Here is a 14,912-nt window from a genome sequence, read left to right as displayed (position 1 = left end):
GAAAATCCTTAACTATTAACTTCAAACTCCCAATTGAAAACTATCAACCCTCTACGTGTTCATTTTCCACCAGCACTCCTTTGTTATTAAACGCCAGTACCGCAAAGCGGCCATCATTCAGTTCCAGGGCGTCGCGTGTAGCTTTCTTTACTTCACCAAATCGGAACTGGCGTTGAAATACTTTTTCTCCATCGGTAAACTCTTCCGGCAGTGGCAATGGCGTGCCGCCACCTGCTGATTCCAGTTTAGGAGCAAACATGTTACGGATTTTTGTTTTTATCCGGTTATCCGTTTCTTCTTCCACATTGGCTATTTTCCAGGCAATGCCTTCAATAAAATCAATATCGTGCCTTCTGCGGCCGGTGGTGTAAATACCATAATACAGCTGCGCTTCGCTATTGCCGGTAATTACCTTGGCTACACAGGCAGGCACCTCATCCAGCGTTTCCAGTGTTTTTTTATAGGCAGCTTTTTGCATAACTATAAAGGCAATAACACAGGCAACAAAAACTCCTATAGCTACATACAGATATGAGCTATAAGCCGCATCATTTTTAGATATATCATAGAAAAAATAAGCACCAAATGCGCTGAATACCGCCAGCACAAGGGGTATAGCAGCCAGCTTGTTTTTGCCCAGGGCGCCGGCTGAAGCGTAGTGTTTCTTTACTTCGGTGTTTTGCTCCAGGCGTTGTAAAGTTTCAGATGTCATAGTAGCGGTGTTTGTTGTGAGTGTTCGGTTATATAATGCGGAAGTATCCAAAACTATACCATACCGCAAACACAAAGGCCTGTGCAGCAACGCACAGGCCTTTTATATACAATTGTTTATCACATCTATTCTAAAACCCAAAATTCAAAAGTCGAAAGGCAAAACTCCCAACTTCAAACTATCAACTCCCAACTCTCTACTGCCCCGCACCTTCTATCAGGCGGTACAGCTCGTTCAGCCTGGGTGTTAATATAATCTCGGTACGGCGGTTCTTAGCCCGTCCTTCCGGCGTTTCGTTGGGCAATACCGGGTCGTACTGGCTATGGCCCGATGCTATTACACGGGTAGCATCTACCTTATAATCGTTCACCAGTATTCTTACAATAGAGGTGGCACGTGCGGTACTCAACGCCCAGTTGTCTTCAAACCTGCCTCTGATAGGTATAGAATCGGTATGCCCTTCAATGTTTACAGAAATATCCGGGTTTACATTCAGCACTCCCGCCAGTTTGGCCAGTGCAGTTTTACCTTTCTCATTCACTTTGGCGCTACCGGAAGGGAATAACAGGTTTTCCTGCAGACTCACATACACCTTTCCGTTTTTAGTGGAAATGGTAAGCTCGTTGGAGTTAAAACCACCCAGCGCTTCCGCCATTTTTTTACGCAATGCGGCGCTGGCTTCTTTCTGCTGATCTATCAGTGCCTGTAACTGGGCCAGTCTGCGTTGCTGTTCTTCAATCTGCTGTTTGCTTAACTGTAGCTGATTCTGCTTGCTGGCAGCATCAGAATTGGCTGCATCCAGTTTGTTTTTCAGATTGCTGTTCTGGCTGTTAAGCGAGTTATTGGTGCCTCTGGCCGCATCCAGTTCGCTTTGCAGCTGGCTTATCTGGTTGGCTTTTAAAGCACTGTCGCTCTTTAACAAACGAACTGCAATTTCAGAGTCTACCAGCTTCCTTTTCGGAACACAGCTGCTAAAGAAAGCAGCCGCAGCCAGGGTGGCAGATACGAATGTGAATACTTTGCTTCTCATGGGGATATTATCTGTTTTAAAAAGGTCCGTAACCATCCATTAGCGTGCCGGAATTGTACCTGCCTGCCGGTGTTTGGTTACGGACCTGTTATAAGAAATATACTTAAAACAATTCTGTCTGGTTCTCGTCAGTTGCTTTCGCCTTACGTTCCCATTCCATGTGTACGCTCTTGTTGTAATCAGCCAGTTTATTACCGGCGGCTTTCCAGCCCATTACTTCTACAAAATCGGCCACCTTCATTTTTTGGGTACGCTGCTGCGTGCCTTTGCCCGAAGTAAGCATTAATATAGGTTTAGCATCGGTAGTAACAGCTTCCACACGGTTGCCATCCCCTTCTTTAATAAACATAAACTTGTTGTTCATAGTAGTCGTTTCAATTTTGAAACGTTTTACGTTAAACTGTAGTTTATCGTTATCCAGGTATACAGCGGTAATCACTTTGTCCGGGTTAAATCTCTCAATCAGCTTCACCTTTTCCGCATCAAAACGGCGGGTCATTTCAGCATCTGCTATTTCGTAGTTACCATCGTCATATATCACCATCACTTTTTCATCCCCGTCAAAGCTGCCCAGGTACGTACCTTTCTCTTCCATGTTCAGACGGCCAAACTGATCGTCAAACCATATTTTTCTGCCTGCCAGTGTACTCTTACCCGCTTCTTTCAGCTTCACGGAGCGAACGGGGTATTTGGTAACCTGGTTACCCATGGAGTTACGGTTCTTAATTTCCAGCTCTTCAAAATGGAAATCCAGCTCCTTGGTACGTGCGTTAGAACTTGGGCTCAGCAACACTTTTACCACTTCTGCTTCCCCATTCGGGTTGGCAGTAAAGTACAGTACTTTAGATTTATCAGAGCCTTTGGTAAGGTCGTATTCTTTATCGCGGGTAATACCGGTAACATTAAAACGCTTGGCGTAGGTAACACTGGTTTCGCCATCAGCGTAAATCATGTTATAGGTCATACGCTCATCGTTCTTCTGAAAAATAGCAGCGTGCAAAATGTCTTTGCCAATAAACACCTTATCAGCCACACGTACAATCTTCATAATACCGCGGCGGGTAAACACAATTACATCATCCAGATTGCTACACTCGCACAGCAGTTCTTCTTTCTTCAGGCCGCTGCCTATAAAACCTTCTGCACGGTTAATGTACAGTTTGGTATTGGCAATAGCTACGTTCTTGGCCTGAATGGTATCAAACAGTTTAATCTCTGTTTTACGGCCACGGTCTTTACCGTACTTCTTCAGCAGGTTTTCAAAGTAAGCTACCGCAAAATCCACCAGGTTCACCAGGTCATGTTTTACCTGCTTAATCTCCGCCTCAATACCTTTAATCTGGGTAATCAGGTCGTTAATGTCCAGCTTGTAAATACGGCGTACCGGCTTCTCGGTCAGTTTCAGAATATCTTCTCGCGTAACCTCACGTTTCAGTTGCTTCTTAAACGGATCAAAGCCCTTGTCAATACCCTCAATCACCTTTTCCCAGGTAGCGTGGCCTTTTTCCAGTTCCTTATAAATCTTCTCTTCAAAGAATATCTTTTCCAGTGAAGTGTAGTGCCATTTCTCTTCCAGCTCAGCCAGTTTAATTTCCAGCTCGCGCTTCAGCAGTTCTTTGGTATGATCCGCTGAATTACTCAGCAGCTCTTTAACCCCTACAAACTTCGGACGGTCGTCTACAATTACACAGGCGTTGGGTGATATACTCACCTCACAATCTGTGAATGCATATAACGCATCTATAGTAATATCCGGAGAAATACCTGCCGCCAGCTCCACCATAATCTCCACTTCCTTGGCAGTTTCGTCCGTTACCTTTTTAATCTTAATCTTACCCTGATCGTTGGCTTTTACAATAGAGTCCATCAGCGAAGAAGTGGTAACGCCATAAGGCACACTGCGTATTACCAGTGTTTTCTTATCCATTTCCTCAATTACTGCACGTACGCGCACCTTACCACCACGCTTGCCTTCGTTGTAGTTGGTAGCATCCATCATACCACCAGTCAAAAAATCAGGATACAGGTCAAACTTTTTCCCTTTCAGGTATTTGATAGCCGCATCGCACACTTCGCAAAAGTTGTGCGGCAATATTTTAGTAGATAAACCTACGGCAATACCGTCTGCACCCTGTGTTAACAGCAACGGAAACTTCATAGGCAGGGTAACAGGTTCCTGCTTACGGCCGTCGTAACTCACCTGCCAGTCGGTGGTTTTAGGGTTAAACGCTACCTCCAGCGCAAATTTGGATAAACGCGCCTCAATATAACGCGGCGCTGCCGCATCATCACCGGTACGCACATCGCCCCAGTTACCCTGTGTTTCAATTAACAGGTCTTTCTGGCCCATGTTTACCAACGCCTCACCAATAGAAGCATCCCCATGCGGGTGATACTGCATACTCTGACCAATAATATTGGCCACCTTGTTAAACCTTCCATCGTCCATTTCCTTCATCGCATGCAGGATACGGCGCTGTACCGGCTTCAAACCATCTTCCATGGCAGGTACGGCGCGTTCCAGAATTACATACGACGCATAATCCAGGAACCAGTTTTTATACTGCCCCAGTACCCCCGAGTCGTTCGTTAAATCGATCTGCTTGATATTCTCCTTCGCCATCTTATATTATTTCAGGTCAGTTTTCATATAATTCCAACGGCTGCCCGTTGGGGTCGTTAAAGAAAGTAAATTTCCTGCCGGTGAACTCATCCACCCTTACATCCTGTACACTTTCCACGCCCTTGCTCCGCAAATAAATAATCCATTCCTCCACATTGTCTACCGCAAAAGCCAGATGCCGTAATCCCAGAGATTCGGGGTAAGAACCCCGTGGCCGGTAATCGGGAAAGCTGAACAGTTCAATCTGGTACAGGCCACCCAGGGCCAGATCCAGTTTATACGAGTCGCGGGCTTCGCGGTATACTTCCTGTATTATTTCAAAGCCCAGTACTTCTGTATAAAACTGTTTGCTCTCCGCATAGTCTTTGGCTATAATAGCAATGTGGTGTATGCTTTTCAGTTTCATAATTACGATGCTGCTTCTTCTGCCGGTTGCGCCTCACTGGTGGCCATACCTGCAGGTTTAACCACAATATCTTTCCAGCCTTTTGTCCAGTCGCCCTGTACATCCAGCTTTCCTTCCTCTGCCAGTTTACGTATGCGCCAAACCAGAAAAGTATCGCCGGTTTTCAGTTTCATTTTGCTCAGGCAGTTGCTCACCACCTTGTTCAGCTTACCAGCCTCGTTACCAACGGCCGCAAATATATCTTTATCGTAAAAGGTCAGTTCCTTGCTTACTATTTTCTTTCCGCCTTCCAGTATACGCACCGGAGCGCTTTCCTGGCAAAGCTTCTTCCACTCATCGGGGTCTACCTCAAACTCACTCAGGGTAATAGGGCGCGCCAGCCGCTTGGCTTTCAAAAACTCTTTCGGCTGAATTTCAAACAGATTGGTAGGGTAAAAAATGCCGCCTTTTTCATTAATAAAAGGCAGGTTATTCATATACAGCACCTGTACGTTGCCCTGATAATCTTTCAGCTGACTCATCAGCCAGTAATAACCACATACATCATGCTGGTTCTGGCCCATCCATATCCATACCGCCGGCTCTTCATCGTCCTCTTTGTATATACGAGCCTCCTCCCCTTCCGCAGCGGGAAAAGTAAAAGCACCACCTTTCAGAAAACGGGTCAGCTGATGCACCGTCCAGCGGTCTTCCGTCATAGTAAAACCTTCTGCATACGGTGTGTACTGCAGCACCTCTTCCCACCAGGCTTTTCGTTCCTGAAAACCTTCCGCTTCGTATATTTTACCCAAAGGGCCTGTTGCATAGTCATCCAGAATCTGCACTACCAGTCCCGTCATTTTAGGGTCCAGCTCAATAGCCTTTTCCAATACAGCTATATCCGCCTGCTGAAAAACAACGTGTATCATTACAGAATTGAATTTATTTTTTTACCCAGTATAATTAATGATCTGTATTCACCATCCAGCAACGCAATGCCCGGCATATTGGCCCAGTGTTCAAATCCGGCACGTTCAAACAGCTTCATGCTGGGTATATTGTGCGCAAACACAAACCCCAGCAGGTTTTCAATACCCAGTTCCGCACTCAGCGCAATAGCGTGCTGCAATACCGGCATCCCCAAACCACGGCCACGGCAGCTTTCGTGCAGGTAAATACTGATCTCTGCTGTAATATCGTAGGCAGGGCGACCGTAAAACTTTTGCAGACTTACCCAACCCACCGGTTCACCGTCCACTTCCACCATCCACAAAGGATGCTTCTGGTTGTGTGCATCAAACCAGGGAATACGGCTTTCCACCGTTACCGGGTCGGTATCGGCAGTTACCATACGCCCGGCTACAATAGAGTTGTATACCTCCACTATCCAGGGCAGTTCTTCCCGCAAAGCGTATCTGAATACAGGTTTCATAATTATTTACCGGCAGCCGCAGTTGCAGTAGCTTCCGCAGCAGCTGAATTTTCTTCAATCAAATCCAGTTCTACACGCAGGTTGTTAATAATAAACTCCTGCCTGTCCATGGTGTTTTTACCCATGTAATATTCCAGCAGTTGCTGAATATGCTCGCCCTGCTCCAGTATCACCGGCTGCAGACGCATATCTGCACTGATAAAACGCTCAAACTCGTCCGGCGAAATCTCACCTAACCCTTTAAAGCGGGTAATCTCCGGCTTGCCGCCCAGCTTTTTAATAGCCACCTGCTTTTCCGCTTCATCGTAACAGTAGTGCGTGGTTTGCTTGTTACGTACGCGAAACAGCGGGGTTTCCAGAATATACACGTGCCCTTTCTTCACCAGATCAGGGAAAAACTGAAGGAAGAAAGTCATCAGCAACAGGCGAATGTGCATACCATCCACATCGGCATCGGTAGCAATTACCACTTTGTTATAACGCAGGCCTTCCAAACCATCTTCAATATTCAGCGCGTGTTGTAACAGGTTAAACTCTTCATTCTCGTACACCACTTTTTTGGTAAGCCCAAAACAGTTCAGCGGCTTACCACGCAGGCTGAATACGGCCTGACTTTCTACCTGCCGTGCCTTGGTAATAGAACCACTGGCACTATCACCTTCGGTAATAAATATAGTAGTGCCTTTTTGCTTTTCCAGTACTGCCTCTTTGTCCTTACCGGTAGGCTCATCATTATAGTGGAAACGGCAGTCGCGCAGCTTTTTGTTGTGCAGGTTGGCCTTTTTGGCGCGTTCGTTAGCCAGTTTACGTATGCCACTCAGCTCTTTCCGCTCTTTTTCGCTCTGTTCAATCCGCTTTTTCAGCGCCTCAGCCACCTGTGGGTTTCTGTGGAGGAAGTTATCCAGCTCTTTAGACAGAAAATCACCCACAAAGTTTTTCATGCTCGGGCCACCTTCAAACACATACTGGCTACCCAGTTTGGTTTTGGTCTGGCTCTCAAACACCGGCTCCTGTACACGTACAGAAACGGCTGCCACTATACTCTGGCGTATATCGGCCGCATCGTAATCTTTCTTAAAAAACTCACGCAGGGTTTTTACAAATCCCTCGCGGAAAGCCTGCTGGTGCGTACCACCCTGTGTAGTATACTGGCCGTTTACGAATGAGAAAATATCCTCCCCGTAATCGTTGTTGTGCGTAACCGCTATTTCAATATCCTCCCCTTTCAGGTGAATAATAGGGTAACGCAGCTCATCTTCGTTGGCTTTACGGCGCAACAAGTCCAGCAAACCGTTTTTACTAACGTATTTTTTGTTGTTGAAGTTGATAATCAAACCCGCATTCAGGTAACAGTAGTTCCACAGCTGGTTATCAATGTATTCATATATATAATGGTAATTGCGGAAAATGGTGTCATCTGCCACAAAACTCACCAGCGTACCGTTAGGCTCGTCAGTGCTTACCTCTTTATGCTCCTTAATCAGGTCGCCTTTTTCAAACTCCGCTACTTTCAGTTTGCCATCGCGTACGCTCTGTACTTTAAAATAGCTGCTCAATGCGTTTACCGCTTTGGTACCCACACCGTTCAAACCCACACTTTTCTGAAAGGCTTTACTGTCGTATTTGGCGCCGGTGTTAATCTTGCTCACCACATCTACCAGCTTGCCTAAAGGAATACCACGGCCATAGTCACGTATCGTAACTGTTTTTCCGTCCAGTGCCAGGTCAATTACCTTACCGTGGCCCATCGTGTGTTCATCAATACAGTTATCCATCACCTCCTTCACCAGCACGTAAATGCCATCATCCGGGGCTGCACCATCGCCCAGTTTACCAATATACATACCAGGACGCAGCCTGATGTGCTCCCGCCAGTCCAAACTCCGGATACTGTCTTCCGTATACTCTGCCTGCTGCTTGTTTTGAGGTTCTGCCATACTACCTTTTTTATAAATCTTCTGTTACACCGGCCCCCTGCGGATACCGCACTTACCAGCCACTAACTTTTTTAGCAAGAGGTGTTGCCGGGCAAATATAGGGTTAAATGCAAATAGCGCAAAGCGGCAGGACTTTTGTACAGTTGTGAATAAATATCATTACCCGTAATATTTGCTTACAGTATACGCTGAAGAGGACATTATGTTTAAGTTATGGCAGCAATAGCAAAAGGCGATAAATACACCACAACGAAGAACTTTATAGCGGAACTGGCAGGAATTTTAACCATTATCCCCCTTGCCCCGTTCATTTGTCGCTATATTCCACCGGTTATGATCGGTGAATGGAACTTTGATCTTATTGCAGCGGTATTAATTGCCGTAGCCGTGGTCAGGGTCATTCTCTGGTTGGTAAAACCGTTGATTATTCCCGCTTTTTTACTGGTTTTTACCATTTTAACGGTCAATCAGATCAATAATAAGTATGGTTTTGGCAATATTCTGAATGATTACAAAACGCTGGCTTATCAAAACTGGATGATCCGGGAGCAGAAACAGCCCGATGGATTAAGCATCGATCCCCGCTCGTTTGGCAATCCGCTCAACAAAACTTCACAGTTAATTAAAGCCCGGGTAAACACCACCGATTCGCTGGTGCGCAACTTTTCTGTTAAACATTCCCTGGATAATTTTGACGAATACCAGCCTAAATATGGCATGGTTACCCGTTATCTGTCGCTTTTTCAGTACATCAATACCCATTTTAAGTACGTACCGGATTCTCAGCGGGATGAATACTTTGCCAATCCACGCGAAACCATCCTTAACGGTATGGGTGGCGATTGTGACGACCACTCCATTCTTATGGCCAGCTGCCTTATGAGTATCGGTGCCCGCTGCCGTCTGGTAATTATTAAAGGACATATGTACCCCGAACTGTACTGCGGCGATAAACAGGGGTATGAATTAATGCAACAGGCTATTATTCAACTGTTTGATAAAGAACAAATAGATCGCATTTACTACCACGAACACAATAACGAATACTGGATTAACCTGGATTACAGCGCCCGCCACCCCGGTGGCCGTTATCTGAACGATGATGTGCGCATGGTAATCGATCTGTGATCGCCGCCTTAACTACCAACTCCCAACTTCAAACTCCCAACTATCAATTACCTTCGCCCGGTGAAACTTACCCACCAGCTGGATATTATAGAAAAAGAGGGCGCAGAAAAAGAGGCGGAAAACTATCAGTTCAGGCTGTTTCTGAAAGCACAGAACAGCGCGGAAATGGATGAAGCAGTGCATCGCCTGGATGCCGAAATTACCCCACAGATAAATTGTACGGAGTGTGGTAACTGCTGCCAGAGCCTGATGATTAATGTTACGGCGGAAGAAAACGTACGCGTAGCAGCACATCTGAACATGCCGGTGGCCGATTTTACAGAAAAGTATATTGAAACCAGCCTGCAGGGCGATATGATAGTAAACACCATACCCTGCCACTTTTTACAAAACCGGTGCTGTACGGTGTATGAGCATCGTTTTACAGAGTGCCGCACGTTTCCGGGTTTACACCTGCCCGATTTTACAGGCAGGCTCTTCTCTACTTTCATGCATTATGGCCGCTGCCCTATTATATATAATGTAACAGAGCAGCTTAAAGCACATCTTCAGTGGCAATACCAGCCTGCTGATACAGATTCCTGATAACTACGCTGGCTACCATACAGCCAAAAATGGCGGGCATATAACTGATAGTACCAATTACCGATTTCTTCGGAAAAGCTTTTTCTGTTACAATAACACGTTCGCTATCAATTTCTTCCGGGCTGTACACTACGGTAATGCCGGTATGTATATGGTGCTCGTGCAGGCGCTTACGTACATATTTGGCCAGCTTGCAACTGTGCGATTCGCTGATGTCTGCAATGGTTGCTTTGGAAGGGTCGGTTTTACCACCTGCTCCCATAGCGCTTACAATAGGAATGCCCCTGTCTACCGCTGCTTTCATATAAGCCACTTTGGGGCTCAGCGTATCTATACAATCTACCGCATGGCTAAAAGCGTGGCGTGCCATAAGGGCATCCATCTGATGTTCTTCCTGGTAAGCGGCTACCACATCCAGCTGTAACGCCGGGTTTATATCCAGCAGGCGCTCTGCCATAACCTCTGCCTTTAGCTTACCGGCGGTGCTGTGCAGTGCTGGTATCTGGCGGTTGCCATTACTCAGGTCTACCACATCGCCATCTACAATGGTCATTTTACCCACGCCGGCCCGGGCAATCATTTCGGCGCAGATGCCACCCACACCACCCAGTCCTGCCACCAATACGTGGCTATTCATTAAACATTCCACCTGTTCATCACCCAGTAACAGTTGCATCCGGCTTAGCCAGTAAGGAATCATAGTAGATATATTATAAAATGTTAAAACAAGTTGTATTTTGGCGCAAATGTGTTGTGCATTATGCGCTTTTCAAAAATCCTTTACCTTTTTTTGTTGCTGACTTCCTTTGAATACGCTCAAAGTCAGCAAAAGTATTCTATTTCTATATTAGACTCCGGTCGCTCCGTAAGCCTTCGTGGCCTTAGCGTACCCTCAGACAGTATAGTCTGGGTAAGCGGCAACAATGGTTATGTAGCCCGCTCTACCGATGGTGGCGCCCATTTTAACTGGATGCAGGTAGCCGGGTTTGAAAAAAGAGACTTTCGCAGTATACACGCTTTTAATGCAGATACGGCTGTAATAATGGCCATAGCCGAACCCGCACAGATACTACGCACCACCGACGGCGGCGCACACTGGCAGATTGTTTTTACCGATAATACGCCGGGCATGTTTCTGGATGCCATGCATTTTGAAGGCACTTCAGGTGCAGTAGTGGGCGATCCTGTTAACGGCCGCCTGTTTATTGCCCATACTGAAGACGCCGGACGCAGCTGGTTTAAAATGAAGCCCTATATGCCGGAGGCGGAAGAAGGCGAAGCCTGTTTTGCCTCCAGCGGTACCAATATGCAATTGGTAAAAGTGCAAAGGCGTTTACCGTTTCTGGCGCTGGTAACGGGTGGCATGGTTTCCCGGTTACACCTTATTCCTGTACCTGGCAGTAAAGCAGGCGTAACAGTTAATACACTGCCCATGATACAGGGTAAAGAAACCACCGGCGCCAATTCTATTGCCGTATGGAAAGATAGCTGGCTGGTAGTGGGTGGCGATTTTACCCGTCCTAACGATACCACCGGTAATTGTGCAATCAGCACCAACAGCGGCAAAAACTGGCACAAACCCGGCACTCCACCCGCAGGATACCGCAGTTGCGTTATTTACGTAGATAAAGGCAAAGCCCTTACCTCTGGACTTAACGGAGTGGACATTACAGATGATGACGGTCTGCACTGGTTCCCCATCAGTAATCAAAGTTTCCACGTTATTCAGAAGTCCCAAAGGGGGAACAGTGTGTATTTAGCGGGCAGTAAAGGACAAATAGGGAAATTATTGGATATAAAAAATTAATTAAAAAAAAGTAAAAGATGATTAAACCTTCGGCAAAAGAAACTATCTTACGTTCAGTTTTTTATGCAGCAGGGTTAAATAGGGGGTTCTGTTTCGATCAGAACGCCCTTTTTTTATGCCTGAAACGTCCGTCACTACTGCATTTTACCGCATAAACACGAAAGCCTCCCCCCACTCCTCTGTGTAATATTGACAATCTTTCCAAACATTTCGCCATTGCCTCCCCTTCCCCTTCGCACTAGTTTTACATCCTGAACACGATCAAAACCCTGAAGCTTCCAACGCTTACATAGCAGCCACGTTTCCGGCCCATAGGTACCTGCCGCCGGAATACAACCGCTTTGCAACCGTTACACGGCTTCGGCTTATCCAAACGTATAACCGGCATGCTATGCATTACTGCGCCAACAGGCGTACAGGCAGCGCCATGCCCTTTCAAAAACAAACTTTAATTATTAATAGTATGAAACCATCTAACAAGTTATTGACGCCTTCTAACCACGCTTTAGTATTAATTGACTTCGAAAGCCAGATGGGCTTAGCCACCACCAACCTTTCCAATACAGAGCTGCGCACCAACACCGCTATTATTGCCGGCGCCTCTAAAATATTCAACGTAGCCACCCTGGTAACCACCGTGGCCGAAGAAAGCTTTTCAGGCCCTGTGTTTCCTGAGCTGGAAGCGGTTTACCCTAAAGCAACCTCTGGCTATTTAGACAGAACCAGCATGAACACATGGGAAGACAAACCCGCTTACGAAGCTATTGTGGCTTTTCAAAAAAAGAAGATTGTTCTGGCGGGTCTGTGGACCAGCGTATGTATTGTAGGCCCTGCTTTATCTGCTATTGACGAAGGCTATGAAGTATATGTTATTACCGATGCCTGTGGTGATGTAAGCGTAGAAGCACACGAGCGTGCTGTACAGCGCATGATTCAGGCTGGTGCCGTACCTATTACTGCTGTTCAGTACATACTGGAGTTACAGAGAGATTGGGCACGCCAGGAAACGTACGTAGCCGTTACCGATCTGATGAAGAAGTACGGCGGCGCCTATGGTATAGGTATTCAGTATGCGCATACCATGCTGAAACACTAACCTAAAACACTTTTCCGGATATGTTATCAACACAAATCAGGTTACTTTTTATAAGGCTTTGCCTGTTGCTTACTGCTGCCACCGCAGCAGTAAGCGCCGGCGGCCAGTCTTTCAAGCTTATGCGGTACGATGAAAACTATGCACCGCTGAAAGATTCTCCACGGGGCTTTTACAACAGCATTAAATACATTCCATTAAATGCTGCTAAAAGCAGTTACCTGAGCCTGGGCGGCGAAGCACGCTGGGAAATGGTCAACTTTAATAATGAAGACTGGGGCAGAATGAATATAGGCCATAACAACTTTCTGTTGCAGCGGTACGATCTGCATGCCGATGTGCACCTGGGCAGCCGTGTAAGGCTGTTCGGCCAACTGCGCAGCGCCATTCAGGGCGGACGCAAAAATGGTCCCCGGCCTATTGATGAAGACAAGTTGAACGTACAAAACCTGTTTGCAGATGTGGTAGCCTGGCGCAAAAGCAGTCAGTCGCTCACTTTCCGCATTGGACGGCAGGAAATAGATTATGGTTCCGGACGGCTCATTTCGGTACGCGAAGGCCCCAATGCCCGTTTGTATTTTACCGGAGCCAGAGTTATGTACAATACCCCCCGTTTATCGGTAGATGGTTTTGTAATGGCAGCCGATACCACCAACAACGGAGCTTTTGATAACAAAACCAACCGCCAGGCCAACCTATGGGGTACGTACGGTAAATGGATTATTCCCCGCCACGGCAATCTGGATTTCTACTACCTGGGTATACGCAGAGATGCTACGATGTTTGAAGAAGGCGTGGGCAAAGAAATCAGACATACACTGGGCACCCGTTTATGGAAATATGGCGGCGGGTTTATATACAATCTGGAAGCAGCTTACCAGTTCGGCAGCTTTAGTGGTGGTAACATCAGTGCATGGACGGGTTCTGTAGATCTGGGTTATCTGTTTGAGAACGTAAAATTCAGGCCCAGCATTAATATCAGAAACGATTATATATCGGGTGATAGAAAAGCCGGTGATGGCAAACTGCAAACTTTTAATCCCCTGTATCCCAAAGGTGGTTACTTCGGGTTTAACCCGCAGATTGGTCCCGTTAACCTGGTAGATATTCATCCTTATGTATCGCTGACACTGCTGCCCAGACTGCTATGGCAGGGCGATATAGTGTTTAACTGGCGCTACTCACTACAAGATGGTATTTACCGCCCCAGTGGCACGCTGAATATGACAGGTGCATCTTCTACCAAACGATATATAGGCACTGCATGGCTTACCAGCTTTGTATACAACGTAAATAAGTTTATTACCCTTAACACGGGTTTGCAATATTTTAAGGTAGGCAGCTTTGTATATGATGTGATACCCAATGCTAAAAACGGGGTATTTATTAACACACGGCTGGCCGTTAAATTCTAACCACACACTAAAACAAGATTCCATGAATAGCTTTAAACACAGCAGCAGCATTTTAGCAGGTCTTATACTGGCCTTTGGTTTACACACCGCCACACTGGCGCAGACTACTACCGCAGATACCACCCAAAAGATGACCGCTATCAATACCTCCAAAGTATGGGGCAAGGTAGATGGTATTGCTTTTGAAGGGCTGGTACAAGGCCCCTCTACTTCGCGCGCGCCTTTACAGATAGCCTGCGTGTTTGAATACACCGAAGGCGACATATTTAACCCACCGGCGTTACCCGCTCAGTTAAACGGCATGGTACATCTGGATGATGCCCTGCTGGGCATTATTACCGATATCAGAAAAAGCGGTCAGTTTAAAGGGCACGCGTATGAAACCCTGTTAATAGAACCTTCTGCCGGCCACCTCTCTTCCAAAAGATTATTACTGATTGGTCTGGGCCACAGAAATGCTTTTACTGCTGATTTGATGACCGGTATTGGCGCTGTGGCTATGCGTGAAGCCTTACGCTTAAACGCGCCCAGCTTTGCTTTTGCTTCTGATATTAAAGATGCAGGTATAGACTCTCCCACTGCTGAAGTGGCAGGCAACGTAGTAAAAGGTATGGTAGATGCTTACCGCACACAAACTTACCTGAGTACTAAAAAAATGGCCGTTAAAAAACCAGTAGCCAAAGTTACCCTGCTGGCTGGCCCCTCCTTCTTTACCGTAGCGGGCCAGGGTATTCAGCAAGCCATTCAATCATTCAACTAAGCTTT

14 protein-coding genes are annotated in these 14,912 nt (G+C 46.5%); 6 read left to right on the top strand and 8 right to left on the bottom strand.

Going from position 1 to position 14,912, the window contains the following annotated elements:
* Positions 1–43 precede the first annotated feature (43 nt).
* From IEY13_RS02790 to IEY13_RS02760, 7 genes are all read right to left on the bottom strand, one after another.
* Complete coding sequence (locus IEY13_RS02790; protein ID WP_188950437.1) at positions 44–712, bottom strand: hypothetical protein; 669 nt, start codon at positions 710–712, stop codon at positions 44–46.
* 196 nt (positions 713–908) lie between these two features.
* Entirely contained in the window at positions 909–1,742 is an 834-nt protein-coding gene (locus IEY13_RS02785; protein ID WP_188950436.1) for an OmpA/MotB family protein, read from the bottom strand.
* A gap of 103 nt (positions 1,743–1,845) precedes the next feature.
* Positions 1,846–4,365, bottom strand: a complete 2,520-nt coding sequence (locus tag IEY13_RS02780; protein WP_188950435.1) for a DNA gyrase/topoisomerase IV subunit A — start codon at positions 4,363–4,365, stop codon at positions 1,846–1,848.
* Positions 4,366–4,381: 16 nt separating this feature from the next.
* Entirely contained in the window at positions 4,382–4,771 is a 390-nt protein-coding gene (gene gloA2, locus IEY13_RS02775) for an SMU1112c/YaeR family gloxylase I-like metalloprotein (protein ID WP_188950434.1), read from the bottom strand.
* A gap of 2 nt (positions 4,772–4,773) precedes the next feature.
* Complete coding sequence (locus IEY13_RS02770; RefSeq protein ID WP_188950433.1) at positions 4,774–5,679, bottom strand: DUF1835 domain-containing protein; 906 nt, start codon at positions 5,677–5,679, stop codon at positions 4,774–4,776.
* On the bottom strand, positions 5,679–6,182 hold the full coding sequence (locus IEY13_RS02765) for a GNAT family N-acetyltransferase (RefSeq protein WP_188950432.1): 504 nt from the start codon (positions 6,180–6,182) through the stop codon (positions 5,679–5,681). Before IEY13_RS02765 ends, IEY13_RS02770 begins: the two co-directional genes overlap by 1 nt.
* A 2-nt stretch (positions 6,183–6,184) precedes the next feature.
* A complete protein-coding gene (locus IEY13_RS02760) occupies positions 6,185–8,119 on the bottom strand; it encodes a DNA topoisomerase IV subunit B (protein ID WP_188950431.1) in 1,935 nt (644 codons plus the stop codon).
* Between the two features lie 213 nt (positions 8,120–8,332).
* Here IEY13_RS02760 and IEY13_RS02755 point away from each other — a divergent pair, with 213 nt between their 5' ends.
* Together IEY13_RS02755 and IEY13_RS02750 are read left to right on the top strand one after the other, a co-directional pair.
* Positions 8,333–9,247, top strand: coding sequence for a transglutaminase-like domain-containing protein (locus IEY13_RS02755; RefSeq protein WP_188950430.1), 915 nt, complete (start codon positions 8,333–8,335; stop codon positions 9,245–9,247).
* Between the two features lie 60 nt (positions 9,248–9,307).
* Positions 9,308–9,832: a YkgJ family cysteine cluster protein gene (locus IEY13_RS02750; protein ID WP_188950429.1), complete on the top strand. Its 525-nt coding sequence runs from the start codon at positions 9,308–9,310 to the stop codon at positions 9,830–9,832.
* Here the strand turns inward: IEY13_RS02750 and IEY13_RS02745 are convergent.
* Positions 9,783–10,532, bottom strand: a complete 750-nt coding sequence (locus IEY13_RS02745; protein ID WP_188950428.1) for a tRNA threonylcarbamoyladenosine dehydratase — start codon at positions 10,530–10,532, stop codon at positions 9,783–9,785. The two genes, IEY13_RS02750 and IEY13_RS02745, sit on opposite strands and share 50 nt — an antisense overlap.
* A gap of 90 nt (positions 10,533–10,622) precedes the next feature.
* Between IEY13_RS02745 and IEY13_RS02740 the strand changes: the two genes are divergently transcribed.
* The 4 genes from IEY13_RS02740 to IEY13_RS02725 all read left to right on the top strand — a co-directional run bounded on the left by IEY13_RS02740 (position 10,623) and on the right by IEY13_RS02725 (position 14,907).
* Positions 10,623–11,639 carry a WD40/YVTN/BNR-like repeat-containing protein gene (locus IEY13_RS02740; protein ID WP_229687687.1) on the top strand — a complete coding sequence of 339 codons (1,017 nt, stop codon included), beginning with the start codon at positions 10,623–10,625 and terminating at the stop codon, positions 11,637–11,639.
* A 463-nt stretch (positions 11,640–12,102) separates the two neighbouring features.
* Positions 12,103–12,735: an isochorismatase family protein gene (locus IEY13_RS02735; RefSeq protein WP_188950426.1), complete on the top strand. Its 633-nt coding sequence runs from the start codon at positions 12,103–12,105 to the stop codon at positions 12,733–12,735.
* A gap of 20 nt (positions 12,736–12,755) precedes the next feature.
* Positions 12,756–14,147 (top strand): alginate export family protein, encoded by a 1,392-nt coding sequence (locus IEY13_RS02730; RefSeq protein ID WP_188950425.1) that lies wholly within the window; start codon positions 12,756–12,758, stop codon positions 14,145–14,147.
* A 22-nt stretch (positions 14,148–14,169) separates the two neighbouring features.
* Positions 14,170–14,907 carry a M17 family peptidase N-terminal domain-containing protein gene (locus IEY13_RS02725; RefSeq protein ID WP_188950424.1) on the top strand — a complete coding sequence of 246 codons (738 nt, stop codon included), beginning with the start codon at positions 14,170–14,172 and terminating at the stop codon, positions 14,905–14,907.
* The last annotated feature ends 5 nt before the right edge of the window (positions 14,908–14,912 follow it).

The sequence above is a fragment of the Filimonas zeae genome, from assembly GCF_014641615.1.
In the GTDB taxonomy this organism is placed as follows: domain Bacteria; phylum Bacteroidota; class Bacteroidia; order Chitinophagales; family Chitinophagaceae; genus Filimonas; species Filimonas zeae.
The sequence above is the reverse complement of the archived record's forward strand: the minus strand, read 5'-3'. Positions and strand labels throughout refer to the sequence as shown.

Bases quoted from the DNA above. Each gene is read 5' to 3' on its own strand.
- IEY13_RS02790 (WP_188950437.1), bottom strand. From the start codon at position 712: ATGACATCTGAAACTTTACAACGCCTGGAGCAAAACACCGAAGTAAAG.
- IEY13_RS02785 (WP_188950436.1), bottom strand. From the start codon at position 1,742: ATGAGAAGCAAAGTATTCACATTCGTATCTGCCACCCTGGCTGCGGCT.
- IEY13_RS02780 (WP_188950435.1), bottom strand. From the start codon at position 4,365: ATGGCGAAGGAGAATATCAAGCAGATCGATTTAACGAACGACTCGGGG.
- gloA2 (WP_188950434.1), bottom strand. From the start codon at position 4,771: ATGAAACTGAAAAGCATACACCACATTGCTATTATAGCCAAAGACTAT.
- IEY13_RS02770 (WP_188950433.1), bottom strand. From the start codon at position 5,679: ATGATACACGTTGTTTTTCAGCAGGCGGATATAGCTGTATTGGAAAAG.
- IEY13_RS02765 (WP_188950432.1), bottom strand. From the start codon at position 6,182: ATGAAACCTGTATTCAGATACGCTTTGCGGGAAGAACTGCCCTGGATA.
- IEY13_RS02760 (WP_188950431.1), bottom strand. From the start codon at position 8,119: ATGGCAGAACCTCAAAACAAGCAGCAGGCAGAGTATACGGAAGACAGT.
- IEY13_RS02755 (WP_188950430.1), top strand. From the start codon at position 8,333: ATGGCAGCAATAGCAAAAGGCGATAAATACACCACAACGAAGAACTTT.
- IEY13_RS02745 (WP_188950428.1), bottom strand. From the start codon at position 10,532: ATGATTCCTTACTGGCTAAGCCGGATGCAACTGTTACTGGGTGATGAA.
- IEY13_RS02735 (WP_188950426.1), top strand. From the start codon at position 12,103: ATGAAACCATCTAACAAGTTATTGACGCCTTCTAACCACGCTTTAGTA.
- IEY13_RS02730 (WP_188950425.1), top strand. From the start codon at position 12,756: ATGTTATCAACACAAATCAGGTTACTTTTTATAAGGCTTTGCCTGTTG.
- IEY13_RS02725 (WP_188950424.1), top strand. From the start codon at position 14,170: ATGAATAGCTTTAAACACAGCAGCAGCATTTTAGCAGGTCTTATACTG.